General features: G+C 58.3%; 32 protein-coding genes, 1 tRNA gene and 1 pseudogene. 12 read left to right on the top strand and 22 right to left on the bottom strand.

Going from position 1 to position 25,174, the window contains the following annotated elements; translation table 11 throughout:
* The first annotated feature begins 130 nt into the window (after positions 1 to 130).
* The 7 genes and pseudogenes from B9Z47_RS17140 to B9Z47_RS17110 all read left to right on the top strand — a co-directional run bounded on the left by B9Z47_RS17140 (position 131) and on the right by B9Z47_RS17110 (position 6,252).
* Positions 131 to 1,114 carry a polyprenyl synthetase family protein gene (locus B9Z47_RS17140; protein ID WP_108332435.1) on the top strand — a complete coding sequence of 328 codons (984 nt, stop codon included), beginning with the start codon at positions 131 to 133 and terminating at the stop codon, positions 1,112 to 1,114.
* A gap of 267 nt (positions 1,115 to 1,381) precedes the next feature.
* A pseudogene (locus tag B9Z47_RS17135) lies at positions 1,382 to 2,608 on the top strand (GspE/PulE family protein); the annotation flags it as partial.
* Complete coding sequence (locus B9Z47_RS17130; protein WP_108332433.1) at positions 2,605 to 3,819, top strand: type II secretion system F family protein; 1,215 nt, start codon at positions 2,605 to 2,607, stop codon at positions 3,817 to 3,819. The pseudogene B9Z47_RS17135 and the gene B9Z47_RS17130, both read left to right, overlap by 4 nt.
* 1 nt (position 3,820) lies before the next feature.
* The gene (locus B9Z47_RS17125; protein ID WP_108332432.1) at positions 3,821 to 4,639 is read left to right on the top strand and encodes an A24 family peptidase; all 819 of its coding nucleotides are present in this window, start codon (positions 3,821 to 3,823) and stop codon (positions 4,637 to 4,639) included.
* 5 nt (positions 4,640 to 4,644) lie between these two features.
* Positions 4,645 to 5,262, top strand: a complete 618-nt coding sequence (gene coaE, locus B9Z47_RS17120; protein ID WP_108332431.1) for a dephospho-CoA kinase — start codon at positions 4,645 to 4,647, stop codon at positions 5,260 to 5,262.
* Between the two features lie 22 nt (positions 5,263 to 5,284).
* Complete coding sequence (gene zapD, locus B9Z47_RS17115) at positions 5,285 to 6,040, top strand: cell division protein ZapD (RefSeq protein WP_108332430.1); 756 nt, start codon at positions 5,285 to 5,287, stop codon at positions 6,038 to 6,040.
* The gene (locus B9Z47_RS17110) at positions 6,037 to 6,252 is read left to right on the top strand and encodes a DNA gyrase inhibitor YacG (protein ID WP_108332429.1); all 216 of its coding nucleotides are present in this window, start codon (positions 6,037 to 6,039) and stop codon (positions 6,250 to 6,252) included. Before zapD ends, B9Z47_RS17110 begins: the two co-directional genes overlap by 4 nt.
* Before the next feature lie 33 nt (positions 6,253 to 6,285).
* Here B9Z47_RS17110 and B9Z47_RS17105 read toward each other — a convergent pair whose 3' ends face one another.
* From B9Z47_RS17105 to secA, 4 genes are all read right to left on the bottom strand, one after another.
* Positions 6,286 to 6,768, bottom strand: coding sequence for an NUDIX domain-containing protein (locus B9Z47_RS17105; RefSeq protein WP_108332428.1), 483 nt, complete (start codon positions 6,766 to 6,768; stop codon positions 6,286 to 6,288).
* On the bottom strand, positions 6,765 to 7,655 hold the full coding sequence (locus B9Z47_RS17100) for an ATP-binding protein (protein ID WP_108332427.1): 891 nt from the start codon (positions 7,653 to 7,655) through the stop codon (positions 6,765 to 6,767). The genes B9Z47_RS17105 and B9Z47_RS17100 overlap by 4 nt, the downstream gene beginning before the upstream one ends.
* A complete protein-coding gene (gene argJ, locus B9Z47_RS17095; protein WP_108332426.1) occupies positions 7,652 to 8,881 on the bottom strand; it encodes a bifunctional glutamate N-acetyltransferase/amino-acid acetyltransferase ArgJ in 1,230 nt (409 codons plus the stop codon). The genes B9Z47_RS17100 and argJ overlap by 4 nt, the downstream gene beginning before the upstream one ends.
* Positions 8,882 to 8,963: 82 nt before the next feature.
* Positions 8,964 to 11,711 carry a preprotein translocase subunit SecA gene (gene secA, locus B9Z47_RS17090; protein ID WP_108332425.1) on the bottom strand — a complete coding sequence of 916 codons (2,748 nt, stop codon included), beginning with the start codon at positions 11,709 to 11,711 and terminating at the stop codon, positions 8,964 to 8,966.
* A 229-nt stretch (positions 11,712 to 11,940) separates the two neighbouring features.
* Here secA and B9Z47_RS17085 point away from each other — a divergent pair, with 229 nt between their 5' ends.
* On the top strand, positions 11,941 to 12,243 hold the full coding sequence (locus B9Z47_RS17085; RefSeq protein WP_108332424.1) for a DciA family protein: 303 nt from the start codon (positions 11,941 to 11,943) through the stop codon (positions 12,241 to 12,243).
* A 79-nt stretch (positions 12,244 to 12,322) separates the two neighbouring features.
* On the opposite strand, the gene B9Z47_RS17080 is transcribed toward B9Z47_RS17085, so the two are convergent.
* The 6 genes from B9Z47_RS17080 to petA all read right to left on the bottom strand — a co-directional run bounded on the left by B9Z47_RS17080 (position 12,323) and on the right by petA (position 16,426).
* Positions 12,323 to 12,398 (bottom strand) — tRNA-Thr (locus B9Z47_RS17080).
* 55 nt (positions 12,399 to 12,453) lie between these two features.
* Positions 12,454 to 12,897 (bottom strand): ClpXP protease specificity-enhancing factor, encoded by a 444-nt coding sequence (locus B9Z47_RS17075; protein WP_108332423.1) that lies wholly within the window; start codon positions 12,895 to 12,897, stop codon positions 12,454 to 12,456.
* A gap of 18 nt (positions 12,898 to 12,915) precedes the next feature.
* Positions 12,916 to 13,527 (bottom strand): glutathione S-transferase N-terminal domain-containing protein, encoded by a 612-nt coding sequence (locus tag B9Z47_RS17070; RefSeq protein WP_108332422.1) that lies wholly within the window; start codon positions 13,525 to 13,527, stop codon positions 12,916 to 12,918.
* A gap of 93 nt (positions 13,528 to 13,620) precedes the next feature.
* A complete protein-coding gene (locus B9Z47_RS17065) occupies positions 13,621 to 14,388 on the bottom strand; it encodes a cytochrome c1 (RefSeq protein WP_108332421.1) in 768 nt (255 codons plus the stop codon).
* A gap of 20 nt (positions 14,389 to 14,408) precedes the next feature.
* Positions 14,409 to 15,818, bottom strand: a complete 1,410-nt coding sequence (locus B9Z47_RS17060; RefSeq protein WP_108332460.1) for a cytochrome bc complex cytochrome b subunit — start codon at positions 15,816 to 15,818, stop codon at positions 14,409 to 14,411.
* Between the two features lie 11 nt (positions 15,819 to 15,829).
* The gene (gene petA, locus B9Z47_RS17055; RefSeq protein WP_108332420.1) at positions 15,830 to 16,426 is read right to left on the bottom strand and encodes a ubiquinol-cytochrome c reductase iron-sulfur subunit; all 597 of its coding nucleotides are present in this window, start codon (positions 16,424 to 16,426) and stop codon (positions 15,830 to 15,832) included.
* Between the two features lie 139 nt (positions 16,427 to 16,565).
* Here petA and mscL point away from each other — a divergent pair, with 139 nt between their 5' ends.
* Complete coding sequence (mscL, locus tag B9Z47_RS17050; RefSeq protein ID WP_108332419.1) at positions 16,566 to 16,997, top strand: large conductance mechanosensitive channel protein MscL; 432 nt, start codon at positions 16,566 to 16,568, stop codon at positions 16,995 to 16,997.
* 12 nt (positions 16,998 to 17,009) lie between these two features.
* On the opposite strand, the gene pdxA is transcribed toward mscL, so the two are convergent.
* Together pdxA and B9Z47_RS17040 are read right to left on the bottom strand one after the other, a co-directional pair.
* A complete protein-coding gene (gene pdxA / locus B9Z47_RS17045; protein WP_108332418.1) occupies positions 17,010 to 18,086 on the bottom strand; it encodes a 4-hydroxythreonine-4-phosphate dehydrogenase PdxA in 1,077 nt (358 codons plus the stop codon).
* A 10-nt stretch (positions 18,087 to 18,096) separates the two neighbouring features.
* A complete protein-coding gene (locus B9Z47_RS17040; protein ID WP_108332417.1) occupies positions 18,097 to 18,849 on the bottom strand; it encodes a Nif3-like dinuclear metal center hexameric protein in 753 nt (250 codons plus the stop codon).
* 81 nt (positions 18,850 to 18,930) lie between these two features.
* Here B9Z47_RS17040 and B9Z47_RS17035 point away from each other — a divergent pair, with 81 nt between their 5' ends.
* On the top strand, positions 18,931 to 20,088 hold the full coding sequence (locus B9Z47_RS17035; RefSeq protein ID WP_108332459.1) for a S1C family serine protease: 1,158 nt from the start codon (positions 18,931 to 18,933) through the stop codon (positions 20,086 to 20,088).
* 73 nt (positions 20,089 to 20,161) lie between these two features.
* Here the strand turns inward: B9Z47_RS17035 and tatC are convergent, their stop codons facing one another.
* The 9 genes from tatC to B9Z47_RS16990 all read right to left on the bottom strand — a co-directional run bounded on the left by tatC (position 20,162) and on the right by B9Z47_RS16990 (position 23,911).
* The gene (gene tatC, locus B9Z47_RS17030; protein WP_108332416.1) at positions 20,162 to 20,950 is read right to left on the bottom strand and encodes a twin-arginine translocase subunit TatC; all 789 of its coding nucleotides are present in this window, start codon (positions 20,948 to 20,950) and stop codon (positions 20,162 to 20,164) included.
* Between the two features lie 42 nt (positions 20,951 to 20,992).
* Complete coding sequence (tatB, locus tag B9Z47_RS17025; RefSeq protein WP_108332415.1) at positions 20,993 to 21,460, bottom strand: Sec-independent protein translocase protein TatB; 468 nt, start codon at positions 21,458 to 21,460, stop codon at positions 20,993 to 20,995.
* Positions 21,461 to 21,486: 26 nt separating this feature from the next.
* Positions 21,487 to 21,726: a Sec-independent protein translocase subunit TatA gene (tatA, locus tag B9Z47_RS17020; protein ID WP_108332414.1), complete on the bottom strand. Its 240-nt coding sequence runs from the start codon at positions 21,724 to 21,726 to the stop codon at positions 21,487 to 21,489.
* 109 nt (positions 21,727 to 21,835) lie between these two features.
* The gene (locus B9Z47_RS17015) at positions 21,836 to 22,192 is read right to left on the bottom strand and encodes a histidine triad nucleotide-binding protein (protein WP_108332413.1); all 357 of its coding nucleotides are present in this window, start codon (positions 22,190 to 22,192) and stop codon (positions 21,836 to 21,838) included.
* 24 nt (positions 22,193 to 22,216) lie between these two features.
* Positions 22,217 to 22,579, bottom strand: coding sequence for a hypothetical protein (locus tag B9Z47_RS17010; RefSeq protein ID WP_108332412.1), 363 nt, complete (start codon positions 22,577 to 22,579; stop codon positions 22,217 to 22,219).
* 3 nt (positions 22,580 to 22,582) lie between these two features.
* Positions 22,583 to 22,960, bottom strand: coding sequence for a phosphoribosyl-ATP diphosphatase (locus B9Z47_RS17005; RefSeq protein ID WP_108332411.1), 378 nt, complete (start codon positions 22,958 to 22,960; stop codon positions 22,583 to 22,585).
* 4 nt (positions 22,961 to 22,964) lie between these two features.
* On the bottom strand, positions 22,965 to 23,354 hold the full coding sequence (gene hisI / locus B9Z47_RS17000) for a phosphoribosyl-AMP cyclohydrolase (RefSeq protein WP_108332410.1): 390 nt from the start codon (positions 23,352 to 23,354) through the stop codon (positions 22,965 to 22,967).
* Positions 23,355 to 23,408: 54 nt separating this feature from the next.
* Complete coding sequence (locus B9Z47_RS16995) at positions 23,409 to 23,663, bottom strand: Txe/YoeB family addiction module toxin (protein ID WP_108332409.1); 255 nt, start codon at positions 23,661 to 23,663, stop codon at positions 23,409 to 23,411.
* Positions 23,660 to 23,911, bottom strand: coding sequence for a type II toxin-antitoxin system Phd/YefM family antitoxin (locus B9Z47_RS16990; protein ID WP_108332408.1), 252 nt, complete (start codon positions 23,909 to 23,911; stop codon positions 23,660 to 23,662). The genes B9Z47_RS16995 and B9Z47_RS16990 overlap by 4 nt, the downstream gene beginning before the upstream one ends.
* Positions 23,912 to 24,057: 146 nt before the next feature.
* Between B9Z47_RS16990 and B9Z47_RS16985 the strand changes: the two genes are divergently transcribed.
* Together B9Z47_RS16985 and B9Z47_RS16980 are read left to right on the top strand one after the other, a co-directional pair.
* Positions 24,058 to 24,276 (top strand): hypothetical protein, encoded by a 219-nt coding sequence (locus tag B9Z47_RS16985; protein WP_100173640.1) that lies wholly within the window; start codon positions 24,058 to 24,060, stop codon positions 24,274 to 24,276.
* On the top strand, positions 24,276 to 24,566 hold the full coding sequence (locus tag B9Z47_RS16980; RefSeq protein ID WP_108332407.1) for a type II toxin-antitoxin system RelE/ParE family toxin: 291 nt from the start codon (positions 24,276 to 24,278) through the stop codon (positions 24,564 to 24,566). Before B9Z47_RS16985 ends, B9Z47_RS16980 begins: the two co-directional genes overlap by 1 nt.
* A gap of 80 nt (positions 24,567 to 24,646) precedes the next feature.
* On the opposite strand, the gene B9Z47_RS16975 is transcribed toward B9Z47_RS16980, so the two are convergent.
* Entirely contained in the window at positions 24,647 to 25,045 is a 399-nt protein-coding gene (locus B9Z47_RS16975; protein ID WP_255418479.1) for a DUF1643 domain-containing protein, read from the bottom strand.
* Between the last annotated feature and the right edge of the window lie 129 nt (positions 25,046 to 25,174).

Raw genomic sequence — 25,174 nt, 5'->3', positions numbered from 1 at the left:
TTCGGCCCCGCCGATCTCTCAAAGCAGGACTGACAAACGCGGTCCCTATAATGTGTGCACATTCAAAATGTGTCCCACCCTCGTCCTTTCCAGACTCGGCCCAGCCGGGTAACCCAGCCGGATATTCCATTTGTCTGCCTCCGATCACAGCACCGCCACCGTCCTAGAACTGGTGGCACCCGACATGGCCGAAGTCGACCGGGTTATCGCCCAGCGACTGGATTCAGGTGTGCCATTGGTGGGCCAAGTGGCACAGTACATCATTTCGGCCGGTGGCAAACGCCTACGCCCCGTCCTTTTGCTGTTGACTTGCGGCGCTCTGGGCTACACGGGCAGTCAACGCCACAACTTGGCCGCGGTGGTTGAATTCATCCACACCGCAACGCTGTTGCACGACGATGTGGTGGACGATTCGACCTTGCGACGCGGCAAGCCTACGGCCAATGAAAATTTTGGCAATCCAGCCAGCGTACTTGTCGGTGACTTTTTGTATTCGCGCGCCTTCCAGATGATGGTGGACGCCGAAAGCATGCGAATCATGCAGACCTTGGCCGATGCCACCAACGTGATCGCCGAAGGCGAGGTGCTGCAGTTGATGAACATGCACGATGCCTCTCTCGACGAAGCGGGTTATTTGCGCGTCATCCGCTCCAAAACGGCCAAACTCTTTGAAGCCAGTGCCCGTTTGGGCGCTATCTTGGCAGCCAGCCCCCCCGAAATAGAAGCCGCATGCGCTGAATACGGTCAGGCCTTGGGGACGGCTTTTCAAGTGATCGACGATGTGCTCGATTACGACGGCAACACGGCCGAGATGGGCAAGAACCTGGGTGATGATCTGCGCGAGGGCAAAGCCACTTTGCCCTTGATTTTGGCCATGCAACGCGGCAACGAAGCGCAACGCCAAATCGTGCGCGAAGCCATTGAAACCGGCAGCGTCGACCGATTGACAGACATTGTGGCCATCGTCCGCGACACTGGGGCATTGGAGGCCACACGTGACGCCGCTGCCGCAGAAGCTCAACGCGCCATAGATGCAGCCCTGCAACTGCCCAGCAACGAGCATCGCCGGGCGATGGTGGTGCTGGCGTCCCAATTGCTCAACCGACGCACTTGATCCGCATACCACGCGGTGGCAACAGGATGTTTGACGACATTCCCGACCACTGCTGATCTTGCACATCACGCCTTGTGCATGACCGGGTTCTGCGGCCATCACATTGGCTCTACCGATACGGCAGCCCGCTGTGTTCCGCTGGAACACCCCCTTGCGTGACCGCACTTGCAAATTTTTAACCGGAACAGTGGTTTGGGTTCACTTGGATGGTGCATTTACAAAATCGCGTTAAAGCACCATGATTTGAATAACTCGGTTTTCAAATCATTCGGAGACAGCATGGAATTTGCCCAGACACGTGCACCAAACACCGGGGCAGACGATGCGCCGGTCGTCAGTTACGTTCAGCAATTGCTGGAGCATGCCGTGCTGCTCAAAGCCTCCGACCTGCACTTCGAACCTTACGAACACCACTACCGGGTACGGATGCGCATCGACGGTGAATTGCGGGAACTGGCCACGCCGCACATGGCGCTCAAAGACCGGCTGGCGTCACGCATCAAAGTCCTTTCACGCCTGGATATTGCCGAAAAGCGCCTGCCTCAGGACGGTCGCATGAAATTACAACTGGCCAACGGACGCGAGCTGGATCTGCGCATCAGCACCTTGCCCACCCTGTTTGGCGAGAAGCTGGTTGTTCGCATCCTCGATGCCGCGCAGGCACAGCTGGATCTGAACAAACTGGGTTATGAACAGGAAGATCTCAACCGTCTCATTCAGGCCATACGGGCGCCCCATGGCATGGTGCTGGTGACCGGTCCCACGGGCTCGGGGAAGACGCAGTCGCTTTACGCCTGCCTGAACTTGCTCAACACGCCTGAAGTGAACATTGCCACCGTTGAAGACCCTTGCGAAATTCAGATGGAAGGCATCAACCAGGTCAACGTGCAGGACAAACCTGGTTTGAGTTTTGCGGTTGCCCTGCGGGCTTTCTTGCGACAAGACCCGGACATTTTGATGGTAGGCGAAGTGCGCGATCTGGAAACCGCCAACATCGCCATCCAGGCGGCGCAGACCGGTCACCTGGTGCTCTCCACGCTGCACACCAACGACGCGCCCAGTACGCTCGTGCGTTTGCGCAACATGGGCACGGCTCCCTACAACATCGCTGCCAGCGTGACACTGATCACAGCCCAAAGGTTGGTGCGCTGCTTGTGCCCGCATTGCAAAAGAAAAACCTCATTGCCGACGACTGTCTTGCAACATGCAGGACTGCCCGCGGCGCTTTTGCCAAGCGACCCAGTCGAAGTTTTCATCCCGGTGGGCTGCGATCAATGTCACAAAGGATTCTCTGGCCGGACGGGGATTTTTCAGGTGATGCCCATCAGTACCGAGATACAAAACCTGGTGCTGCGCGAAGCTGGCAGCCAAGAAGTGGCCCAGCAAGCCCAACGCGAAGGGGTGGGCAGCTTGCGTCTGGCCGGTTTACGCAAAGTGTTGCAGGGCGTGACCTCGCTGGACGAGGTACTGGCAGCCACACGGGAGGGCGCATGACCCCGCCCAAAACCTCACACGCCCAGGCGGCTTTCGCATGGAAAGGTCTGAATTCTCAGGGCCAGCCGGTCGAGGGGCGTTTGAACGCAGTCAATGCCGACCTGGCCCGTGCGCAATTGCGCAGGCAAGGCCTGCAACAAGTTCAATTACACCGCCTGTGGTGGCACAAAACACCCACTGTTCGCCCCAAAGAACTGTCAGCCATGACCAGGCAATTGGCTGCCTTGTTGCGCGCAGGCGTGCCGCTCCTGCAAGCGCTGGACATGCTGTGCCGCAGCATGTCCTCTCCTGGACTGTTGCAAACCATTCGGGCCGTGCAATCCGATGTCGAGGCAGGCCTCAGCCTGCACACCGCTTTGGCAAAACACCCGCAGCTATTCAGCGGTCTGTATGTCCACATGGTTCAGGCTGGCGAGGCGGCGGGCATATTGGAGACCATGATGGAGCGCCTGTCTCTGACGCTCGAAAAGAACGAGGCTCTGCGCTCCAAAATCCGGTCTGCGTTGATGTACCCCTGCGCGGTCTTGCTCGTAGCCATCGGCATTTTGATCATGATCCTGGTGTTTGTGGTGCCGGTTTTTCAGGACGTTTTTCAGTCTTTTGGTGCAGAACTGCCATGGGCCACTCAGATGGTGGTGGGTCTGAGCGGTGCACTGATCCATTCAGGGCCACTGTTGCTGGTCGTGGCTGCTGGTGGCGCCTGGCTGACGCAAAGGTCTCAACACAAACTGGAACATGCCAAGCAATGGTGGTCTCGCTGGCTCTTGCGATGGCCTCTTTTGGGGGCCCTTGTGACCCACTCGGTGGTGGCCCGGTGGGCGCAAACCCTTTCAGCGCTGCTGTCCGCCGGTGTCCCATTGACCGAAGCATTGGGGCCCACGGCCCAAGCGTGCGATCATCCAGTGTTCGCTCGCATCACGCTGCAACTGCAACGCCGGGTTGCCCAGGGCAGCAGTTTGAGTGAGGCCATGACCCAAACCGGGCGATTTCCGGCGATGATCACGCAGTTGTGCGCTACCGGAGAAGAAACCGGATCGCTGGACAGCTTGCTGGCCAAAGCAGCAGGCCTGATGGAGACCGAACTGGACGATCAGGTCAATGGCCTGTCGAGCTTGCTCGAGCCCTTGATCATCGTGGTGCTGGGTGGCTTTATTGGTGCCATTTTGGTGGCCATGTATTTGCCCATTTTCCGTTTAGGACAAGTTTTCTGACATGAACGAGATTTTTTTCAGCCTTTCGCTGGCAGGTTTGCTTGGCTTGATCGTTGGCAGTTTTCTGAATGTGGTCATTTACCGCCTGCCCCGCATGATGGAGGCGCAGTGGCAACCCGAATCGGATGGCAAGGTTGACGAATGGGCAAGCTACAACCTGGCATTTCCCGCATCGCATTGCCCACATTGCGCGCACCCGCTGGGCTGGAGAGAAAACATCCCCGTATTGGGTTTCTTGTGGCTCAAGGGCCGCTGTGCCCACTGCCAGACACCGATTTCCTGGCGCTATCCGGCTGTAGAGCTGATCACCGCTTTGTTGTTTGTAGGGGTTTTTGCGCAGCACGGCTGGGGTTACACAGCGGCAGCTTGGGCAGGCTTTTCAGCCGCTTTGGTGGCCTTGGCCGCCATCGACGCCGACACGACGCTGCTGCCCGACGCCATCACACAGCCCCTGACGTGGGCTGGCCTGGTGGGTGCCAGCCTGGGGCTGACGGGCACGACACTGAACCACGCACTTTGGGGTGCCAGCGTGGGTTATTTGTTTTTGTGGTCGGTGTATTGGCTTTTCAAAATCGTGACAGGCAAGGAAGGCATGGGACAAGGTGATTTCAAGCTGCTGGCAGCACTGGGGGCCTGGCTGGGCTTACCCGCCTTGTTGTCCCTGGTGATGATTGCCTCGCTGACCGGCGTCGCTGGCGGGGTGGTGTTGCGACTTCGAGCTCAACTGTCTGAGAATGGTCAATTGCCATTTGGACCTTTTCTGGTTTTGGCAGGCTTTTGGGTCATGGCTTTTGGTCCCCTGCCCTGGTTTCATATTTGACGAACATGGTTCACCAACGCATCTGGCGCCTAGGCTTGACCGGGGGTATCGGCAGTGGCAAAAGCACCGTGGCTGGCTTTTGGGCTCAACGTGGCGCCACGGTCATTGATGCCGATGCCATTTCTCGCCAACTGACGGGGCCTTCCGGCCGCGCCCTGGAAGCCATTGCCCAAACATTCGGACCCCACATGATTGGGCCGGACGGTGCCATGGACCGACAAGCCATGCGCACTCGGGTATTTCAAGACCCCTTCGCCAAGCGTCAACTGGAGGGAATCATTCATCCACTGGTCAGCCTGATCACCGCAGAACAGACCCATGCGGCGATCGAACAAGGCCAGCATTGCCTGGTCTTTGATGTCCCGTTGTTGGTGGAGTCTGGTGAACGCTGGCGTCGTCAGGTCGATCGTGTGGTCGTGGTGGATTGTGATCAAGACACCCAGCGCCAGCGGGTCATGAAGCGAAGTGGCTTGAGTGAGCCCGAGGTTGATCGCATCATCGCCCAACAAGCCCAGCGGCTTGAACGCTTGGCTTGTGCAGATATCGTTATTGTCAATCAAGGTCTCGATTTTGACGAATTAAGCACCCAAGTGGCTCAGTTGGCTGCCGACTTCGGGCTATGATGGCGGTATTGGAAAATGCCGCGTGATACTGTACGAATATCCATTTAATGAACGCATTCGCACTTATTTGCGATTGCAGCAACTGTTCAGGCGTCTGGGTCAGTTGATCCTGCGTGAGGATGCACTCGACCATCACTTTGCGCTCACCACTTTGTTTGAAATCATGGAAGTGAGCAGCCGCTCGGAACTCAAATCCGATGTGCTCAAGGATCTTGAACGTCAAAAGCAGCTTTTCAATGCTTACCGTGGCAACCCGGCCATCTCGGAGCAAGCACTTGACGGCCTGATCCATCAACTCGATGAGCACTTTGAAGCCCTGAACCAGTTGAACGGCAAGATCGGTCAAAGCCTGACAGAAAATGATTTTCTGATGGCCCTCAGAAGCCGTGTGGTCATCCCTGGCGGTACTTGTGAATTTGACTTGCCCGCATACCACGCTTGGCAGCACTTTCCAAACAGCAGCAGGTCGGCCGACCTGCAGACTTGGTCTGCACCGTTTGGCCCATTGTCGCAAGCCGTTCATTTGCTCTTGCAAATGCTGCGTGAATCCGGGGCCAGCCAAAAAGTCATGGCGACCACCGGACAGTTGCAACAAAATTTGCCCCAAGGACGCGCGTTCCAACTGCTGCGCCTCAAAATCGATCCGGCACTGGGCATCACCCCCGAGATCAGCTGCAACCGTTTGTTGGTGGTGATCCGCATGATGCGCCAACAAAGCGATGGTAAATTGGTGGCCACCACCGATGACGTGCCTTTTGAAATGTCTTTGTGCGCATGAGCGACTCGAACCAGCCTCAAGGCTTCACACCCCGCAAGGTACGCTGCCCAGCCTGCGCCGGCCAGAGCCTGTACAGCAGCGCCAACCCCTACCGCCCGTTTTGCAGCGCCCGTTGCAAGGGCGTTGACCTGGGGGCCTGGGCCAGCGAAGAGTTCAAACTGCCCGACGACACCCCACCTGACGAGCCCTTTGGCGATCCACGTTTGCAATAAGGCCTGAATCGCTCAGCGCCACCCGCATAGGTTTCAGGCGTGCGTGGCACCGCTGAATTGACGCTCGTGCGCCAACCAGCCCAGCACCGGCACCGTACCCGGCAACACAGGCACCACCTCAACCGGCAGCGTCTGCCAAGCATGTGACTGCGCTTCGCGCATCTGCAGCTCGCCCTGCCAGTCCCACACTTTGCAAAAGTGCAGCCGCACCAGCGCGTGCGGGTAATCGACCATCTGGGTTTTCCAGGCCTGCGCGGCACCGATGGTGATGCCCAGCTCTTCTTGCAACTCTCGGCGCAGCGCTTGCTCGACCGACTCACCCGCCTCGAGCTTGCCGCCGGGGAATTCCCAATACCCAGCGTAGACCTTGCCCTCTGGGCGCGAGGTCAGCAAAAACCGACCATCGGCCTGCAGCAGCACACCCACGGCCACATCGACCACGGCACGCTCGGACTGGCCTGCGCTCAGGTCTTCGCGTGCACGCTCACCATGAGCGACCAGCAAACCTGCGCTCATGCGGGATCGGCTTGGCGGCCCATCATGTCCCGCGCAAACTGGTAGGCCACACGGCCGCTGCGCGAGCCGCGCTCCAGGGCCCACAGCAGCGCATCGGGGCGTGCTGCCTCGATTTGCGCAGGCGTGGCCCCCAAAGCGCTGAGCCATTGGCCTGCGATGGTCAGGTACTCGTCTTGCGAGAAGGGGTAAAAACTGATCCACAGGCCAAAGCGCTCGGACAGAGAAATTTTTTCTTCCACGCCCTCGCCCGGGTGCACCTCGCCGTCCTCGGTGTGCTTGTAGGTGAGGTTCTCGCTCATGTACTCGGGCAGCAGGTGGCGGCGGTTGCTGGTGGCGTACACCAGCACATTGGGGGTCGAAGCCGCCACGGTGCCGTCCAAAATCGACTTGAGCGCCTTGTAGCCCGGTTCACCGTCTTCAAAGCTCAGGTCGTCGCAATAGACCACAAACTTTTCGGGGCGGTCCGCCACCACCTCGATGATGTCGGGCAGGTCGGTCAGGTCTTCCTTGTCCACCTCAATCAGGCGCAAGCCCTGGGGCGCATAGGTGTTCAGGCAGGCCTTGATGAGCGAGGACTTGCCGGTGCCGCGTGCGCCTGTGAGCAGCACGTTGTTGGCCGGACGGCCGTGCACAAACTGCTCGGTGTTGCGCTGCAGCTTTTCTTTTTGGTCGTCGATTTCTTTGAGGTCAGCCAGCGTCATGGCCGCCACATGGCGCACAGGTTCGAGCACGCCATGGCCGGACGAGCGTTTGCGGTAGCGCCAGGCAATGGCCTGCGTCCAGTCGGGGGCAGACAGGGGTTGGGGCAAGACCGACTCGATGCGATCCACCAGCTGGCTGACTTTGGCCAGCAGTTGGTCCAGGGCAGAGGTTGCAGGAGAAGTCATGAACGGTAATCCGCATTGATGGTGACGTACTCGTGGCTCAGGTCACAGGTCCACACGGTGTCGCTGGCGGTGCCCCGGCCCAGGCCCACACGCACGGTGATTTCGCTGCCTTTCATGACGCGTTGACCGTCTTCTTCGCGGTACTCGGCGCGGCGACCGCCTTGCGAGACCACATGCACATCGTCCAGGTGCAGCTCGATCAGGCCCTGGTCCAGGTCTTCAATCCCGGCGTAGCCCACTGCGGCCAGAATGCGGCCCAGATTGGGGTCGCTGGCAAAGAAAGCGGTTTTGACCAGGGGCGAGTGCGCGATGGCATAAGCCACTTGACGGCACTCCTCGCCCGTGCGGCCGCCTTCGACCTGCACGGTGATGAACTTGGTGGCACCCTCGCCATCGCGCACGATGGCGTGGGCCAGCTGGCGAGCCACTTGCATCAGGCCCTGTACCAAGGCTTGGCCTTCTGCGCTGTCCAGTGACGTGATGGGTGCATTCGCCGCCTTGTGCGTGGCGATCAGCATAAAGGAGTCGTTGGTCGAGGTATCGCCATCGATGGTAATGCGGTTGAACGAGCCGTCGGCCAATTGTTTGGCAAGCGCGGGCAACAAGGCCGGATCGATGCACGCATCGGTGGCCACAAAGCCCAGCATGGTCGCCATATTGGGGCGGATCATGCCCGCGCCCTTGCTGATGCCGGTGATGCTCACGGTCTTCCCGCCCACTTGCACTTGCACGCTGGCGGCTTTGGGCACAGTGTCGGTGGTCATGATGCCTTCGGCGGCCTTGGCCCAATGGGCAGGCTGCGCATCTGCCAGCGCAGCGGGCAAGCCTGCCACGATGCGGTCCACCGGCAGCGGCTCCATGATCACGCCCGTCGAAAACGGCAGAACTTGCGCGGGTGTGCATTGGAGCAACTTGGCCAGCGCGTCACAGGTCTGGCGAGCATGGGCCAGACCCGGTGCGCCCGTACCCGCATTGGCATTGCCCGTGTTGATGACCAAAGCACGCACCGCGCTGCCCGCAGCCAAATGCTCGCAGCAAACCTGCACCGGGGCGGCGCAAAAGCGGTTGCGGGTGAACACACCCGCCACGCTGGCACCTTCGTCCAGCAAAAACACCGTGAGGTCTTTTCGGTTGGCTTTGCGCACACCGGCTTCGGCGATGCCAATGCGCACACCCGTGATCGGGCTGAGTTGAGCGGGGTCCAGTGGGGGCAAATTCACGGGCATAAATATCCTTCAGAAAAACAGTCGGTATTCAGTCAGCACAAGGAGAAAACGGGCCGAAGCCCGTTTCATTCGTTCAGCGCAATCAGGCGAGTTTGCCGTGGCACTGCTTGAATTTCTTGCCACTGCCGCAAGGGCAGGGATCGTTGCGGCCCACAGGACCAAAGGCTTGCTGCATGCCCGCCAAATCGGCCGACACGGTCTGAGGCTCACCCGACTCGTCGGGGGCGCTGTAGGTCACGTTGCTGATGTGCTCGGCACGCTCTTCGATGTCATGGGCTGCCTGCTCGATCTGGTCGCCCGAGTCGATGCGCACGGTCATTAGGGTACGAGTGACTTCGTTTTTGACGGCGTCAAGCAACTGGCCAAACAATTCGAAAGCTTCGCGCTTGTATTCCTGTTTGGGCTGCTTTTGGGCATAGCCACGCAAATGGATGCCCTGGCGCAAATAATCCAGCGCACTCAGATGTTCGCGCCAATGCGTGTCAATGCTTTGCAGCAAGATCATGCGTTCAAACGAGGTGAAGTTATCCGCGCCCACGCTGTCGAGCTTGGCCTGGAAATGCGCGTTCGCGGCGGCCACCACCGTCTCGAGAATTTCTTCATCGGTGATCGCGTTGGAGACTTGTACCTTCTCGCGCAAATTGAGCGGCAGCAACCACTCTTCGGCCAACAACTTTTCCAGACTGGCCAGGTCCCATTGCTCCTCGACCGTCTCGGCTGGCACGTATTGGCGCACCATGTCGGTGAAACAGCCTTCACGCAAGGCGGTGATCTGACCGTTCAAATCTTGCGCATCCAGAATATCGTTGCGCTGCTGGTAAATCACCTTGCGCTGGTCGTTGGACACATCGTCGTATTCCAGCAGTTGCTTGCGGATGTCGAAGTTGCGCGACTCCACCTTGCGCTGGGCGCTTTCGATGCTGCGTGTGACGATGCCCGCTTCGATGGCTTCGCCCTCGGGCATCTTCAGGCGGTCCATGATGGATCGCACACGGTCGCCCGCAAAAATGCGCATGAGCGGGTCGTCCAGGCTCAAATAAAAACGCGAGGAACCAGGATCGCCCTGGCGGCCAGATCGGCCGCGCAACTGGTTGTCGATGCGGCGCGACTCATGACGCTCAGTGGCGATGATGCGCAAGCCACCCAAGGCCTTGACCTGCTCGTGCACGACTTTCCATTGCTCGCGCAATTCGTTCACGCTGGCTTGACGTGCATCTTCGGAAAGGGTCTCGTCGGCTTCTACCGCCTGGATGTCTTTTTCGATGTTGCCGCCGAGCACGATGTCGGTGCCACGACCGGCCATGTTGGTCGCAATCGTGATCATGCCGGGGCGTCCGGCTTGGGCCACGATGTCGGCCTCGCGGGCATGTTGCTTGGCGTTGAGCACTTGGTGCGGCAACTTCTCTTGGGTCAGCATCTGGGCAATCAACTCCGAGTTTTCAATCGAAGTGGTGCCCACCAGCACGGGCTGACCGCGCTCATGGCATTCACGGATATCGGCGATCGCGGCCGTGTAACGCTCTTGCGAGGTCTTGTACACCCGGTCCAACTGGTCTTCGCGTTGGCTCTTGCGGTGCGGCGGAATGACCACGGTCTCCAGACCGTAGATTTCCTGGAACTCATAAGCCTCGGTGTCGGCCGTTCCGGTCATGCCACCGATCTTGTTGTACAGGCGGAAATAGTTCTGGAACGTGATGGAGGCCAGCGTCTGGTTCTCGGCCTGGATCTGCACGCCTTCTTTGGCCTCCACGGCTTGGTGCAAGCCATCACTCCAGCGACGACCAGCCATCAAACGTCCCGTGAACTCGTCCACGATCACGATTTCGCCGTCTTGCACCACATAGTGCTGATCGCGGTGGTACAGGTGCTGCGCACGCAGGGCAGCGTTCAGGTGGTGCATCAACGTGATGTTGGCCGGATCGTAGAGGCTTGCGCCCTCGGGGATCAGGCCCATCTGAGCCAGCACGGCTTCGGCTTTTTCATGGCCGTCTTCGGTCAAAAAGACCTGGTGCGATTTTTCGTCTACCGTGAAGTCGCCGGGCGTGATGATGCCTTCGCCCGTGCGGGGATCGGCTTCACCTTCCTGGCGGGTGAGCAAAGGCACGACCTGCCTCATCGCCAGGTAAGTGGCTGTGTGGTCTTCGGCCTGACCACTGATGATCAGAGGGGTTCGCGCCTCGTCGATCAGGATGGAGTCCACCTCGTCGATGATGGCGTAGTTCAAGGGACGCTGAACGCGGTCACGGGCTTCATAGACCATGTTGTCGCGCAGGTAATCAAAGCCGTATTCGTTGTTCGTACCGTACGTGATGTCCGAGTTGTAAGCGGCCTGCTTTTCTTCACGCGACATTTGGGCCAGGTTGATACCGACCGACAAACCCAGGAAGTTGAACAGTTTGCCCATCCACTGGGCATCACGGCTGGCCAGGTAGTCGTTCACAGTCACCACATGCACGCCCTTGCCTGCGATGGCGTTCAAATAAGCGGGCAACGTCGAGGTGAGTGTTTTGCCCTCACCCGTGCGCATCTCTGCGATCTTTCCGTAGTGCAGGGCGATACCACCGACCAATTGCACATCGAAGTGACGCATTTTCATGGCACGCTTGGAGCCCTCACGGACCACCGCGAAAGCCTCAGGCAGCAACGCATCCAGGCTCTCCCCTGATGCGGCACGTTCACGAAAACTCTGCGTTTTCCCCCTCAACTCATCATTGCTCAGACTTTCCAGTCCAGCCTCAAGGGCATTGATGCGTTCAACCGTTTTACGGTATTGCTTGAGCAGGCGGTCGTTGCGACTGCCGAAAATCTTGGTGAGGAATGGGATGGCCATGTCTATTAGATCCACCTTCAGCGCGAGACTGAAAAACAGACCGTCTATCCTGTCTAGTTAAAAGTTTCATGAAAACCGGGCCAGCCAGGCTGTTGCCCACTTGGCCTGGCAGGCAGCCCTCAGGTCAGCCAGCACAACCGAATGATTTTAGCCGCTTGAATCTGACACTTCGAAGACCTTTTCGCGGCGCATAACGGTTGCCGGATAATCCTTGTCAACAAGCCCATCCATGACCAGAAGACACCACCCCATTCCCCTGCAACAAGCAGCCCAAGAGTCGCCTACTTTTGCCCTCTTGATGGACCGTGTGCGTGATTCGTCAGATCGTCTGAATGCCATTCGCAGTCTTCTTCCTGCCCCTTTGCGTGCCAGCATTCAAGCTGGACCCATTGAAGATGGATGCTGGTGTCTGCTTGTGGGATCGAACGCTGTGGCTGCAAAACTGCGGCAGTTGCTGCCGGCCTTACAAGCCCATCTGAACAACAAGGGCTTGGGTGTGGTGTCCATTCGCCTCAAAGTGCAAAACCGCTGAAACAACGCAGCCTTGGTGTAGCGGCATGAGCGCACACCAAAAAAAAAGCCCTGACCGGTGAGGATCAGGGCTTGAATTTTGGTGCCGCTTGTCGGATTCGAACTGACGACCTACCGCTTACAAGGCGGGTGCTCTACCAACTGAGCTAAAGCGGCACGGGCTGAATTCTAACTTGCTATCAGGCGTACTTCTGTTCGGGTCGAATAATTTTTATTTGATTCGCTTGAGCGTTGGCCTTGTAGAACCGGGTGCAGCGGGTTTATCCCCTCCTGAAGGAGGCGCTTCATCTTGCGGTTCCACGGCCGTTAACGACGCCGAAGACGACTCTTCATCGCTGACTGGAAATGCCATGCCTTGTCCATTTTCCCGTGCATAAATGGCCATGACCCGGTGAATGGGCACCATGATGTCGCGCGGTTTGCCGCCAAATCGGGCTTTGAACTCAATGAATTCATTGCCCAATTTGAGCGAGCTGGTCGCATCCATGCTGACGTTCAGCACAATTTCGCCACCTTGCACATATTCACGCGGAACCTGCACCGAGTGATCCACCTTCACGGCCACGTAGGGCGTGAAGCCATTGTCAGAGCACCACTCATAAAGCGCCCGAATCAAATAAGGGCGTGTAGAAGGCAACTCACCAGAACCGATCATTGCAGTCTCCCCGTCGATTTATTTGCGCATGACCTTTTCCGAGGGCGTCAATGCCTCGATGTAGGCAGGACGCGAGAAAATGCGCTCAGCGTACTTGAGCAAAGGCGCAGCGTTTTTGCTGAGTTCAATGCCGTAATAATCCAAACGCCAGAGCAGGGGTGCGATTGCCACGTCGAGCATTGAGAAGTTGTCGCCCAACATGAACTTGTTCTTCAAGAACACCGGTGCCAACTGGGTCAGGCGGTCACGAATATGCGAGCGGGCCTTTTCCAGCGCCTTGTCATTGCCTTTGAGGGCGCGGTTTTCAAGCGTCAACACATTAGCAAACAGTTCTTTCTCGAAGTTGAGCAAGAAGAGGCGCACGCGGGCGCGGTCCACGGGATCACCGGGCATCAATTGGGGGTGCGGAAAACGCTCGTCGATGTACTCGTTGATGATGTTCGACTCGTACAGGATCAGGTCGCGCTCGACCAAAATGGGAACCTGGCCGTACGGGTTCATCACATTGATGTCTTCGGGCTTGTTGTACAGGTCCACATCGCGGATTTCGAAGTCCATGCCTTTTTCAAACAGCACAAAGCGGCAACGATGGGAAAAAGGACAAGTGGTTCCGGAATAAAGCACCATCATGGCAGGAGGCTCCTCAAAAAATCAAAAAGAGTGGGAGGCCGCAATGACCCACCACTCCGCAAGACCCGGCATGCTTGCCGGGTGAAAAATCAATTACTTGATGTCTTTCCAGAACGCGGCATTCAGACGCCAGGCAATGAAAGTGAAGAACGACAAGAAAATCAGGACCCAGACGCCAATGCGAACACGGGTGTTTTGAGCAGGCTCGGCCATCCACTGCATGTAACCCACCAGATCACCAATGGCTTGGTCGTATTGCAGGGGTGTCATGGTGCCAGGTTTGGTTTGCTTCCAGCCCTTGAAGACTTGGACTTTGTGGCCGTGCTCTTCTTTTTCTTCATAAACCGGCTCTCGCTCACCTTGCAATTCCCACAAGGGATTGGGCATGCCCACGTTCGGGAAGGCCAGGTTGTTCCAGCCGGTCAGCTTGGTGTCGTCACGGTGGTAGCTGCGCAGGTAGGTGTAGAGGTAATCTGCACCGGTGCCGCCGTGACCTGAACGCGAGCGGGTCATCAAAGTCAAGTCGGGGGGGTTCTTGCCGAACCACTCTTTGGCTTGAGCGGGATCGATCGCAGCCTTCATGGTGTCACCCACTTTGGCAGAGGCGAACAACAGGTTGTCCTTGATCTGCTGCTCGGTCAAACCGATGTCTTTCAGGCGGTTGTAACGCATGAAAGCGGCCGAATGGCAGTTCAGGCAGTAGTTGACAAACAGCTTGGCGCCGTTTTGCAAAGCGGCCAGATCGTTCGTTTTGTGGGGCGCTTTGTCCCAGGAAATGCCGCCGCCCGCAGCGGCGTTGGCACCAGCGATCAAACCAAGGGCCATCACAAAGCCCAGTGCGAGTTTCTTGAGGTTTTTCATGTTCTTGAATCTCCGTGATCTCAGTGAGGCGTGAAGGTCACGCGGTCAGGAACGGGCTTGGGCGTGCCCAGCTTGCTCCACCAAGGCATCAGCAGGAAGAAGCCGAAATAGAACAGGGAACCGACTTGGGAGACACGTTCACCGATAGGCGATGGTGGCTGCACGCCGAGGTAGCCCAGGATCAGGAAGTTGATCACGAACACGGCGTACAAATACTTGTGCCAGTCAGGGCGGTAGCGGATCGACTTGACAGGGCTGTTGTCGAGCCATGGCAGGAAGAACAGGATCACGACAGCGCCACCCATGACGACCACACCCCAGAATTTGGCATCGATGGCCAGCATCAAGGCAGAGATCACCACGGCCGCACCAATCACAGCGCCCTTGAGCAGCTGAGGCAATTTGCCCTTGGCCACAGCCAGCACGGCACCAATCACGACGCAAGCGATCAAGGCGTACATCATCTCACTGGTGATGGCACGCAGCATCGAGTAAAACGGTGTGAAGTACCACACAGGTGCAATGTGCAAAGGTGTGGTCAGCGGATCGGCCGGAATGAAGTTGTTGTATTCGAGGAAGTAACCACCGAATTCAGGCGCGAAGAACACGATCGCAGTGAACGCCATCAGGAAGACGCTCACGCCCATGATGTCATGCACCGAGTAGTAAGGGTGGAATGGAATACCGTCCAGAGGATGACCTTGGGCATCTTTGGGGGCATTCGGGCCCTTGATTTCAACGCCATCGGGGTTGTTGGAGCCGACTTCGTGCAACGCAATGATGTGCGCCACGACCAGCCCCAGCAAGACCAAAGGCACCGCAATCACGTGGAAGCTGAAGAAGCGGTTCAGGGTGGCGTCGCCGACCACGAAATCGCCACGGATCAGCAATGCCAGATCAGGACCGATGAAGGGAATGGCCGAGAACAAGTTCACGATCACCTGAGCGCCCCAGTAGGACATCTGACCCCAAGGCAACAGATAACCCATGAAGGCCTCTGCCATCAGGCACAAGAAAATCGCGCAACCGAAGATCCAGACCAGCTCGCGTGGCTTGCGGTAGCTGCCGTAAATCAGGCCACGGAACATGTGCAGGTACACCACCACAAAGAACGCAGAAGCGCCCGTGGAGTGCATGTAACGAATCAGCCAGCCCCAAGGGACATCGCGCATGATGTACTCGACCGAAGCGAAAGCCACGGCGGCATCAGGCTTGTAGTGCATGACCAGAAAAATACCGGTCACGATCTGGATCACCAGCACCAGCAAAGCCAGCGAGCCGAAGAAGTACCAGAAGTTGAAGTTTTTGGGCGCGTAGTACTCGGACAGGTGTTCCTTGTACAGCTTGGAAGCCGGGAATCGATTGTCCACCCAGTTGAGCAGCTTTTCGCCAGCAGGGGCGTTCGGGGAAATTTCTTTGAATTCAGCCATGTCGTTCTCCATCAGGCCTTCTTGTCTTCACCAATGATCAATTTGGTGTCAGACAGGTACATGTGCGGAGGCACTTCGAGGTTGTCAGGCGCAGGCTTGTTCTTGAACACGCGGCCAGCCAGGTCGAATGTCGAGCCGTGGCAAGCGCACAAGAAACCACCGTTCCAGTCATCGGGCAACGAAGGCTGCGGCCCTGTAGCGAATTTGTCACCAGGCGAGCAACCCAAGTGGGTGCAAATGCCCACGGCCACCATGATTTCGGGCTTGATGGAGCGGTGGCCGTTCTTGGCGTATTCGGGCGTGGGGTAAGCGGTACGGTCCGAAGCGGGATCGGCCAGCTGACCTTCAATCTTCTTGAGGGATTCGAGCTGCTCGGGCGAGCGCTTCATGATCCAGACGGGCTTGCCGCGCCATTCGACCGTGAGCTTTTCGCCCGGGTTCAAAGCGGAAATGTCCACTTCTACGGCCGCACCAGCCGCTTTGGCTCGTTCGGAGGGTTGAAAGCTGCTGACGAAGGGGGTGGCCACAAAGCCAGCGCCTACGGCACCTGCGCAAGTGGAGGCAATCAGCCAGGTCCTCTTGCTGCTGTCGACTGGGGTGTCACTCATGGGAATCCTCTAGCGAGTCGTTATCAGGGTCAACCCGGGATTGTAGCGGAGTGAAACAAACAACCGACTTACAAGATCTCTGCACGCACAATGTTGCGTCACAATCGGCCGCATCACTTTTACCCAAGGAGTTACAGAGATGTCATTTGTCCAAGAATTCAAATCTTTTGCCCTCAAAGGCAACGTCATGGACCTGGCGGTTGGCGTGATCATTGGCGGCGCTTTCGGCAAGATCGTCGACTCGGTGGTGGGAGACCTGGTCATGCCACTCATCAGCAGCGCCTTTGGGGGTCTGGACTTCTCTAACTACTATCTGGGGCTGGCAGGGCAAGCGGCCGGATTGTCTTTGGTGGAAGCCAAAAAACTGGGGGCCGTGTTCGCTTATGGCAGCTTCCTTACCGTGGCTTTGAACTTCATCATCCTCGCTTTCATCATTTTTTTGATGATCCGCCAGATGAACCGCCTGACCACCTCGACGGCCGAGCCGGAAGCAACGGCTGCCACCCCCATCACCCCGGAAGACGTGTTGCTCTTGCGGGAAATCCGCGACAGCCTCAAAAACAAAGGCTAAAACCGCCGCCGTTCATTGAGCCGCGCTGGCCATCTGGCGGGCCATGCGCAGCGCGTGGATCAGGCTGCTGGCGTCCGCCACACCTTTTCCGGCCAGGTCCATGGCGGTGCCATGGTCCGGGCTGGTCCGGATGAGCGGCAACCCCAAGGTCACGTTCACGCCCTTCTCGACCCCCAGGTACTTGACCGGAATCAAGCCCTGGTCGTGGTACATGGCGATGACCGCATCGAACGCGCTTTGCCCGTCGGGCTGCAGACGTGCCCGCATGAACACCGTGTCGGGCGCATAAGGGCCATGCACATCCATCCCCTCTTGCCGGGCCACGGCCAGGCAAGGCTGCAGGATGTCGATTTCTTCGCGGCCAAACAAACCGCCCTCGCCCGCATGGGGGTTCACGCCCGCGACGGCGATGCGCGGTCTGCGGCCCAGCACCGCACGCAAGGACGCATCGGTGATGCGCAAGGTCTCCAACACCCGATCGTGGGTGACGGCCTCCAGCGCCTCACGCAGGGACAAATGGATGCTCACCAGCACCGTGCGCAATTCGTCGTTGGCCAGCATCATGCGCACCGGCATTTGCGCCACGGACACCCCTTGGTGTCTGGCCGCTTCGGCTTGCAACAACTCGGTGTGGCCCGGGTACTGGTCGTAGGGGGCTCCTGCGGCGTGCAGGGCTTCTTTGTGCAAAGGCGCGGTGACCAAGGCCGCCACCTCTCGCCGCAAGGCCGCACGGGTGGCCCAAAGCACGGCTTCGCCAGCGAGCCGCCCGGCACGGGCATCGATTTGCCCCCAGGGCAAAACAGGGGCCTGCGGCACCACCTGCAACACTGGCAGGCAGCGTGGCGGCACATGCAGGGCCTCTGCAGCTGACTCAATCTCGCACACCGGGAAAGTCGGAGTCGTTTGCACCAAGGCCATGGCGCGGCGCATCAGGCCGACATCGCCCGCCACAAAACAGCCCTGGGTCAAGTCTGGGGCGAGGCACCAGGCCCCCGCCACAATTTCAGGCCCAATGCCGCAGGGGTCGCCCGGGGTGAGGACGATCGGGCGCTGGATTGGCGCCGTTGACAGGTCGTTGAGGGGTGTCATGCAGAGGACCTCACGCCGGGTTGTCGATCTCGATGAAACGGTGCTGCAGGCCCAACTCTTGCGCCACATGTGCGGCCAAGGCCGGCGCACCATAACGCTCGGTGGCGTGGTGGCCACAGGCCAGAAAAGCCACGCCGGTTTCTCGGGCCAAATGGGCCTGAGGCTCCGAGATTTCGCCCGTGATGAAAGCGTCCACGCCCTGGGCAATGGCCGCTTCGAAATAGCCTTGCGCCCCGCCGGTACACCAGGCCACCCGGCTGACGGGCCGATCGCTGCCCTCCACGCAAATCACCGAGCGTCCCAGGGTCGCCGCCACATGGTCCGCCAAGGCCTGGGCACCCGACCAGGTTTGCGCCCCTGCCCCCACAAACCCCAGGTCTTGCTCGCCAAAGCGGCCATCGGCTTGCAGACCCAGCACGCGGGCCAGTTGGGCGTTGTTGCCCAGCTCCGGGTGGGCATCGAGGGGCAGATGGTAGGCAAACAGGTGGATGCCGTGCGCGAGCAACAAGCGCAGGCGCTCGCGCATCCAGCCCGTGACGCGCCCGTCCTGGCCACGCCAAAACAGGCCGTGGTGCACCACGATGGCATCGGCCTGGGCGTCAATGGCCGCTTCGATCAAGGCTCGGCTGGCGGTCACCCCACTGACGAGCAACTGCACATCGCGGTCACCTTCGACCTGCAAGCCGTTAGGGCCGTAATCGCGGAACTTGTCGGGCTGGAGCAAGGCGTCAAAGGCCTGGCCCAGAATTTTGGCGTGGGTCATGGCGAAAGGCTTTCTGTCTGGGTGGGCTATTGTGGCGCAAGGCACCTGTGACCGTGCGGCGAATCTAGGACAATGGACACCATGAAACGTTATTGGCTTTTATTTTCCCAATGGGTGACGGTTTTGCTGGCCGTCTGGTTTGTGGTGGCCACATTGCAACCAGAGTGGCTGCGCAGTGCACAGCGCTCGGCCGATGGCATGACCTTGCTGCAAGCCCCCATCGGCTCGCCGCTCAGCCGCCCGGCGGGCAGCCTGAGCGCACCTGCTCGCCAGGCGTCTCCCGCTGTGGTCAGCATCAACACCAGCAAGGCCAACAGCCAGAACCCCCAAAGCCAGGACCCCTGGTTCCGGTTTTTCTATGGCGAGCAAGAAGAACAAAATCCAGCGGGTCTGGGCAGCGGCGTCATCGTCAGTCCACAAGGCCATATCCTGACCAACAACCACGTCATCGAAGATGCAGATGACATCGAGGTGGTGTTGGCCGACGGACGGCGGGCGGCGGCCAAAGTCATTGGCACCGACCCCGACACCGACCTGGCGCTGCTCAAAATCACCCTCGACAAATTGCCCGTGATCGTTTTGGGGCAAACCCAAGAGCTGCAAGTCGGCGATGTGGTGCTGGCCATTGGCAACCCCTTTGGCGTGGGCCAGACCGTGACCTCGGGCATCGTCAGCGCCCTGGGCCGCAGCCAGCTGGGCATCAACACTTTCGAAAACTTCATCCAAACCGACGCCGCCATCAACCCCGGCAACTCGGGTGGGGCGCTGGTCGACGTGAATGGTCACCTGATGGGCATCAACACCGCCATCTATTCCCGCTCGGGCGGCAGCATGGGCATCGGTTTTGCCATCCCGATCTCGACGGCCAAGCAGGTGATGCAGGATCTGCTGAAAAACGGCAAGGTCATCCGGGGCTGGATCGGGGTGGAACCGCAGGACATGTCGCCCGAGCTGGCCGAAAGCTTTCAGCTGCCCAAGTCCGGCCAAACCTTGCCTGTAGGCGTGGTGATCACTGGCGTGCTGAAAAACGGACCAGCGGCTGCCGCTGGGATCCGGCCAGGCGATGTGGTCGTCAAAGTGGCGGGGCAACCGGTGCGCAACGTGTCTGAATTGCTGACCCAGGTGGCAGGCTTGAAACCTGGTGTATCTGCAGAGGTGAATGTCTGGCGTCGACAGGGCGAGGTCAATCTGCGCCTGACCCCTGCCGAACGACCACCCGCCAGCAAAGTACGCAAATAAAACCTGAAGGGCCGTGCGCATGCTCCAAACAAAAGAGGCCTGTCGGCCTCTTTTGTTTGGAGATCTGATGCCGTCAAGCGGCGGCTTCAGGGTCTTGCGGGGGCTGGGTGTGTTTGATGAAAATCTGTGCGGCCCAGATGCCCAACTGATAAAGCAAGCACATGGGGATGGCCAGCGCCAGCTGAGACACCACATCGGGCGGCGTGACCACAGCGGCGATCACAAAGGCCAACACCACGAAATAGCCCCGGAACTCCTTGAGTTTTTGCACACTGACCACGCCCATGCGGGCCAGCACCACCACGGCCACCGGCACTTCGAAAGCCAGACCAAAAGCCAGGAACATGGTCAGCACAAAGCTGAGGTAAGCCTCAATGTCTGGTGCTGCCGTGATGCTTTTGGGGGCAAAGCTCTGGATGAAGCTGAACACCTGACCGAACACAAAGAAGTAGCAAAACGCCACCCCGATGAAAAACAGCAAGGTGCTGGACACCACCAGAGGCATCACCAGTTTTTTCTCGTGCGCATAGAGGCCTGGCGCAATGAAGGCCCACACTTGATAGAGCACCATGGGCAAAGCGATCAAGAATGCAGCCATCAGCAAAATCTTGAGGGGCACCATGAAAGGCGAGATCACCGAGGTGGCGATCAAGGTGGCACCTTTGGGCAAATGCACAATCAAGGGCGCAGCCAAAATGTCGTACAGCTCACCGGGGCCGGGGTAAATCGCCAAAGCGGCGGCCGCAATCGCCACCGCTGCCACCGCCCAGATCAATCGGTCACGCAACTCAATCAGGTGCGCGACGAACGGTTGCTCGGAACCGGCAAGTTCGTCTTCGGGCTTGGAAGGGGAATCAGACATGGCGAAGTGGGTTGGACAGCGAGCACCCCAGGTGCATGGCCATCACAGGGAATGGAGGGATTTGGGACGGTAACGCGCCACCCGTGCCGCGCCGGAGAGGGCCTTGGTGCGAACACCTGAGCGCGCCTTGTACCACTGAGGCAGCGCGCCGCGCTTGAGACGCCAGTTCTTGTCCGGGCGTTTGTATTCGGGCGGCGGCGTCTCGAGTTCAGGCAGGTCGTAAGTCAGGCCGGCCGTCGTTTGGGCCCAATCTTTTTCAAAATCCGAGGCGGTGGTCTGAACCGTCTGCTCAACATCGCGGGCAGCCGTCTCCATCGTCTCTTTCATTTTCTTGAGCTCTTCCAAGTCCATGGACCGGTTGACCTCGGCCTTGACGTCGGCCACATAGCGCTGTGCCTTGCCCAGCAAGGCGCCCATGGTCCGGGCCACCTTGGGCAGCTTTTCGGGGCCGATCACGATCAAGGCCACGACGCCGATCAGCGCCATCTTGGAAATGCCTAAGTCAAGCACAGTGCAGCATTCGTTCGTTCAAGCGCTCAAGACTTGGTCTTGGCTTCGACATCGATGGTGGTTTTTTCAGCTTGCGCCGAAGAAGCCACTTGACCTGCGGCAGGCGCAGCCTCATCGGGCTTGGTGCCACCGTCTTTCATGCCGTCCTTGAAGCCTTTGACGGCACCACCCAAGTCAGAGCCCATGTTTTTGAGCTTTTTGGTGCCAAACACCATGACCACGATCAACAGCACGATCAGCCAGTGCCAAATGGAAAAGGAACCCATGGAAATCTCCTAACGTTGTTGCTGGATTCTAAGGGGTGTCGCACCCCGAAACGGATCTGCCTTGCGCCAGCAAGGAATTGAGGCCCGGACGCTGGTTTTCAAGCCAGACTCAACCCCGCAGCCATGGACGCGGGCCGCCCATGACGTGCATGTGCAGGTGATGCACTTCCTGCCCACCTTCTGTCCCGTTATTGATCACGATCCGGAAGCCACCATCCGGATAAGGATTGCAGCCCTCCTGCAAGGCCAGCTTGGGAGCCAGGGTCATCATGTGGCCCATCAAGCCCGCATGCTCCGGGGCCAACTGCGCCATCGAGAGGATGTGCAGCTTGGGGATGATCAGAAAATGGACCGGTGCCCAAGGAGCGATGTCGTGGAAAGCAAACACGTGCTCGTCCTCGTGCACCTTGCGCGAAGGGATCTGGCCCGCAATGATTTTGCAAAAAATACAATTAACGACAGTCATGGCTTGCTTGAAATAAAAAAGTGTTCAGTCAGTCACCGGGCGCCGCCCGTTCAAGCGCACCATGCCCAGCACGATGCGGTACAAAAACCAGATGGAAATGGCCACCCAGGCCAGCCAGCCGGGGAAGACAAAGAAAAACCAGAGCGGGAAAGTCACCAGGTAAAGCAAGGCGGCCCAGATCACAGTGCGGATGCGATAACTGAAATGCGTGGCTTCCCAGCCTGTGGTGTCGCCTTTTTTGACCAGATCGATGATCAGCGCCACCAACAGCAAGGTCGGGCCCATTTGCGCCCCGGGAATCACGGCACTCACCGCCACGATCAGGTGCAGGATGTAACTGACCCAGCTGATGGTCTGGGTGCTGTCGTCCACGGGCTGGTTGTACATGGCTTATTCGCCCAAACGCTCGCGCTCTTGCACCTTGCGCAGGGCTTTTTCTTCCAGGCCGCTCAGGCCTTCGCGGCGAGCCAGTTCATTGACCACATCGGCGGGCGTCAAGCCATAGTGGGCCAGCGCGATCATGCTGTGAAACCACAAGTCAGCCACTTCGTAAACCAGCTTGGACGCATCACCGCCGTGGTCCACATCCTTGGCGGCCATCACGGTTTCGGTGGCTTCTTCGCCGATTTTCTTCAAAAAGGCGTCAGGCCCTTTGTGCAGCAGGCGGGCTACATAGCTCTTTTCGGGGTCGCCGCCGTTGATCGCCTTGCGACTTTCGATGATGGCGGCCAGACGCGCCAGCGTATCGGATGAATTGAGTTCGCTCATGGGCTTACTTGTAAATGGTTTCAGGGTCTTTCAAGACCGGATCGGTCGCCTGCCACTCATCGGCTTGCAGGCTCTGGAAAAAGCAACTATGGCGGCCCGTGTGGCAGGCAATGCCGGGCTCATGACCCAACTGCGTGACCTTGAGCAGCACCACATCGTTGTCGCAATCGATGCGGATGTCGTGCACCGTCTGCACATGGCCGGACTCTTCGCCCTTGAACCACAGCTTGTTGCGCGAACGGCTGAAATACACCGCCCGCTTGAGTTCGGCCGTCTTTTGCAGCGCCTCGCGGTTCATCCAGGCAAACATCAACACGTCGCCGGAGCCTTGTTCTTGGGCAATGACCGGCACCAGGCCTTTGTCATCCCATTTGATTTTGTCTAGCCAATTCATAGGGGTGTGATCTTAATCCGTAGGCACTGGCCAATCGGCCAACGCCTTCAAAACTCAGTAATGCAGCCTCAATTGGGCGATTTGCAGCTGATCACCTTCAACGCGATAGACCATGTGGTGCTCTTCGGTGATGCGGCGCGACCAAAATCCAGAGAGCGCATGCTTCAAGGGCTCTGGCTTGCCCACGCCTGCAAAAGGATCACGCGCCGTGGCCTCGATCAGCTTGTTGATGCGGTCCACCATTTTGCGGTCCTGCTTTTGCCAATAAAGGTAATCCTCCCAAGCCAGCTCGGCAAAAACGAGCCTCACTTGAGCAACTCGCGTTCAACGCCCTGCCCCGCATGGAGTTGCCCCACCGCCGCCAGCAAACGCCGTGTATTGGCAGGCGCGCGCAAGAGATAGGCCGTCTCTTCAAGCGCTTTGTAATCTTCAAGCGAAAGCATCACCACCGATTGATCCCCATTGCGGGTGATGATCAGGGGCTCGTGGTCCTCGCACACACGGTTCATCACACCCGCCAGATTGGCGCGAGCGGTGCTGTAAGTCATGGCATCCATGGTGGCACTCCTGTACGTTTATTGGTACAACTATATCAGCTCATGGCCCTTCTTGTGGGCGGAGCTGAAGAAGCGTTTTCGCTTGAATACTGGTTGCACAAACCACCCATTGGTTGCAAAATGCAACCTCATCACGGAGAAGCACCATGGCTGTTGCAATGAAACTGTCTGACGAGTTGGTCGAAGACGCCAAACCCTACGCCGCCGCCGAGCACCGCTCTGTGCCACGGCAAATCGAGTACTGGGCACGCATCGGCAAAGCCGTGATCGACAACCCGGACATGCCTTTGCGGTTGATCCAAGACACCATGCTCTCGCGTGAAGAAGTCAAAGCCGGATTGGCTGCGCCTTATGAGTTTGGCTGATGCTGCAAGTCAGCGCCTCGCCATCCTTCAACCGGGTGGCCAAAAAACTGCACGCCCGCGACAAAAAAACACTGGATGAAGCCATCAAGGCCATTCTTCAAAATCCACATCTGGGCGAAGAAAAGAAGGGCGACCTCGCGGGTGTTTTCGTCTTCAAGTTCAAACTGAACGGCCAAGAAACTTTGCTGGCCTATGAGCTGCAACCGCACAAAACAGCCCCCATTGAAGCCATGCTGCTGGCGGTCGGGCCGCATGAGATTGAAGCGGTGAAGGCAAGTGGCACTCGGTAATTCAATCTCCATCGTGCTTTTTTCGGCTGATTGCTATGACTAACATGCGCAGCAGGTTGGTCATCCGCTCAATGGAATGGTTAGGTGTCAAACGGAAGGATGAAGCCTTCATATCGGCCCCGGGATGGATGGCTGCTGGTTCGATAGATTTGCTTGCCACGATTGCGGGCAAGCGTTGCGTGCACAAACGCCTGTCTTTCATTAAATCGGTTGCTTGTGCTCCAGCCAATGATCACGATATCGGATTGCTTAATGGCTCTTCGAATAGCAGCGTCGTTCTTCTCTCCAATGTCAGAAGTGACCCCAACAAACGACTTCGTTTGAACTCGTGCGAACTGATATACAACGATTAGACGCTCAACATTCATGAAGGCCGGAAGGTTACGAGTGAAAACGTTCTTTTCCATGAACTGTACGGACTTATCGGCAATGTCCTCGCATGCGTAGCTTGGGTTCTGCATCACGACACAAGCCGTGATCGCCCCAGTTCGACACCAAACGTCATAAGTTGTTGATTTATATAGAGTCGGTTAAATTTTTACCACTACAACAACTTCATCTGTTCTTTTTTCTCCGGCTGTTTTACCTTCAACGCGCCCAACACTTGC

Origin of the sequence: Limnohabitans sp. 2KL-1 (assembly GCF_003063435.1) — a bacterium.
GTDB lineage: Bacteria > Pseudomonadota > Gammaproteobacteria > Burkholderiales > Burkholderiaceae_C > Limnohabitans_A.
Note: the sequence above shows the minus strand (reverse complement) of the source record. Positions and strands in the feature narration are given on the sequence as shown.

Coding starts and splice junctions, on each gene's coding strand:
- mscL (WP_108332419.1), top strand. CDS start 16,566: ATGTCATTTGTCCAAGAATTCAAATCTTTTGCCCTCAAAGGCAACGTC.
- B9Z47_RS17015 (WP_108332413.1), bottom strand. CDS start 22,192: ATGACTGTCGTTAATTGTATTTTTTGCAAAATCATTGCGGGCCAGATC.
- B9Z47_RS17010 (WP_108332412.1), bottom strand. CDS start 22,579: ATGTACAACCAGCCCGTGGACGACAGCACCCAGACCATCAGCTGGGTC.
- B9Z47_RS17125 (WP_108332432.1), top strand. CDS start 3,821: ATGAACGAGATTTTTTTCAGCCTTTCGCTGGCAGGTTTGCTTGGCTTG.
- B9Z47_RS17040 (WP_108332417.1), bottom strand. CDS start 18,849: ATGACCCACGCCAAAATTCTGGGCCAGGCCTTTGACGCCTTGCTCCAG.
- B9Z47_RS17070 (WP_108332422.1), bottom strand. CDS start 13,527: ATGATGGTGCTTTATTCCGGAACCACTTGTCCTTTTTCCCATCGTTGC.
- B9Z47_RS16985 (WP_100173640.1), top strand. CDS start 24,058: ATGGCTGTTGCAATGAAACTGTCTGACGAGTTGGTCGAAGACGCCAAA.
- B9Z47_RS17005 (WP_108332411.1), bottom strand. CDS start 22,960: ATGAGCGAACTCAATTCATCCGATACGCTGGCGCGTCTGGCCGCCATC.
- tatC (WP_108332416.1), bottom strand. CDS start 20,950: ATGTCTGATTCCCCTTCCAAGCCCGAAGACGAACTTGCCGGTTCCGAG.
- coaE (WP_108332431.1), top strand. CDS start 4,645: ATGGTTCACCAACGCATCTGGCGCCTAGGCTTGACCGGGGGTATCGGC.
- B9Z47_RS16990 (WP_108332408.1), bottom strand. CDS start 23,911: ATGGATGCCATGACTTACAGCACCGCTCGCGCCAATCTGGCGGGTGTG.
- B9Z47_RS17100 (WP_108332427.1), bottom strand. CDS start 7,655: ATGACTTCTCCTGCAACCTCTGCCCTGGACCAACTGCTGGCCAAAGTC.
- secA (WP_108332425.1), bottom strand. CDS start 11,711: ATGGCCATCCCATTCCTCACCAAGATTTTCGGCAGTCGCAACGACCGC.
- B9Z47_RS17075 (WP_108332423.1), bottom strand. CDS start 12,897: ATGATCGGTTCTGGTGAGTTGCCTTCTACACGCCCTTATTTGATTCGG.
- B9Z47_RS17110 (WP_108332429.1), top strand. CDS start 6,037: ATGAGCGACTCGAACCAGCCTCAAGGCTTCACACCCCGCAAGGTACGC.
- argJ (WP_108332426.1), bottom strand. CDS start 8,881: ATGCCCGTGAATTTGCCCCCACTGGACCCCGCTCAACTCAGCCCGATC.
- tatA (WP_108332414.1), bottom strand. CDS start 21,726: ATGGGTTCCTTTTCCATTTGGCACTGGCTGATCGTGCTGTTGATCGTG.
- B9Z47_RS17130 (WP_108332433.1), top strand. CDS start 2,605: ATGACCCCGCCCAAAACCTCACACGCCCAGGCGGCTTTCGCATGGAAA.
- B9Z47_RS17060 (WP_108332460.1), bottom strand. CDS start 15,818: ATGGCTGAATTCAAAGAAATTTCCCCGAACGCCCCTGCTGGCGAAAAG.
- B9Z47_RS17085 (WP_108332424.1), top strand. CDS start 11,941: ATGACCAGAAGACACCACCCCATTCCCCTGCAACAAGCAGCCCAAGAG.
- B9Z47_RS16980 (WP_108332407.1), top strand. CDS start 24,276: ATGCTGCAAGTCAGCGCCTCGCCATCCTTCAACCGGGTGGCCAAAAAA.
- hisI (WP_108332410.1), bottom strand. CDS start 23,354: ATGAATTGGCTAGACAAAATCAAATGGGATGACAAAGGCCTGGTGCCG.
- petA (WP_108332420.1), bottom strand. CDS start 16,426: ATGAGTGACACCCCAGTCGACAGCAGCAAGAGGACCTGGCTGATTGCC.
- B9Z47_RS17105 (WP_108332428.1), bottom strand. CDS start 6,768: ATGAGCGCAGGTTTGCTGGTCGCTCATGGTGAGCGTGCACGCGAAGAC.
- B9Z47_RS17065 (WP_108332421.1), bottom strand. CDS start 14,388: ATGAAAAACCTCAAGAAACTCGCACTGGGCTTTGTGATGGCCCTTGGT.
- B9Z47_RS17035 (WP_108332459.1), top strand. CDS start 18,931: ATGAAACGTTATTGGCTTTTATTTTCCCAATGGGTGACGGTTTTGCTG.
- pdxA (WP_108332418.1), bottom strand. CDS start 18,086: ATGACACCCCTCAACGACCTGTCAACGGCGCCAATCCAGCGCCCGATC.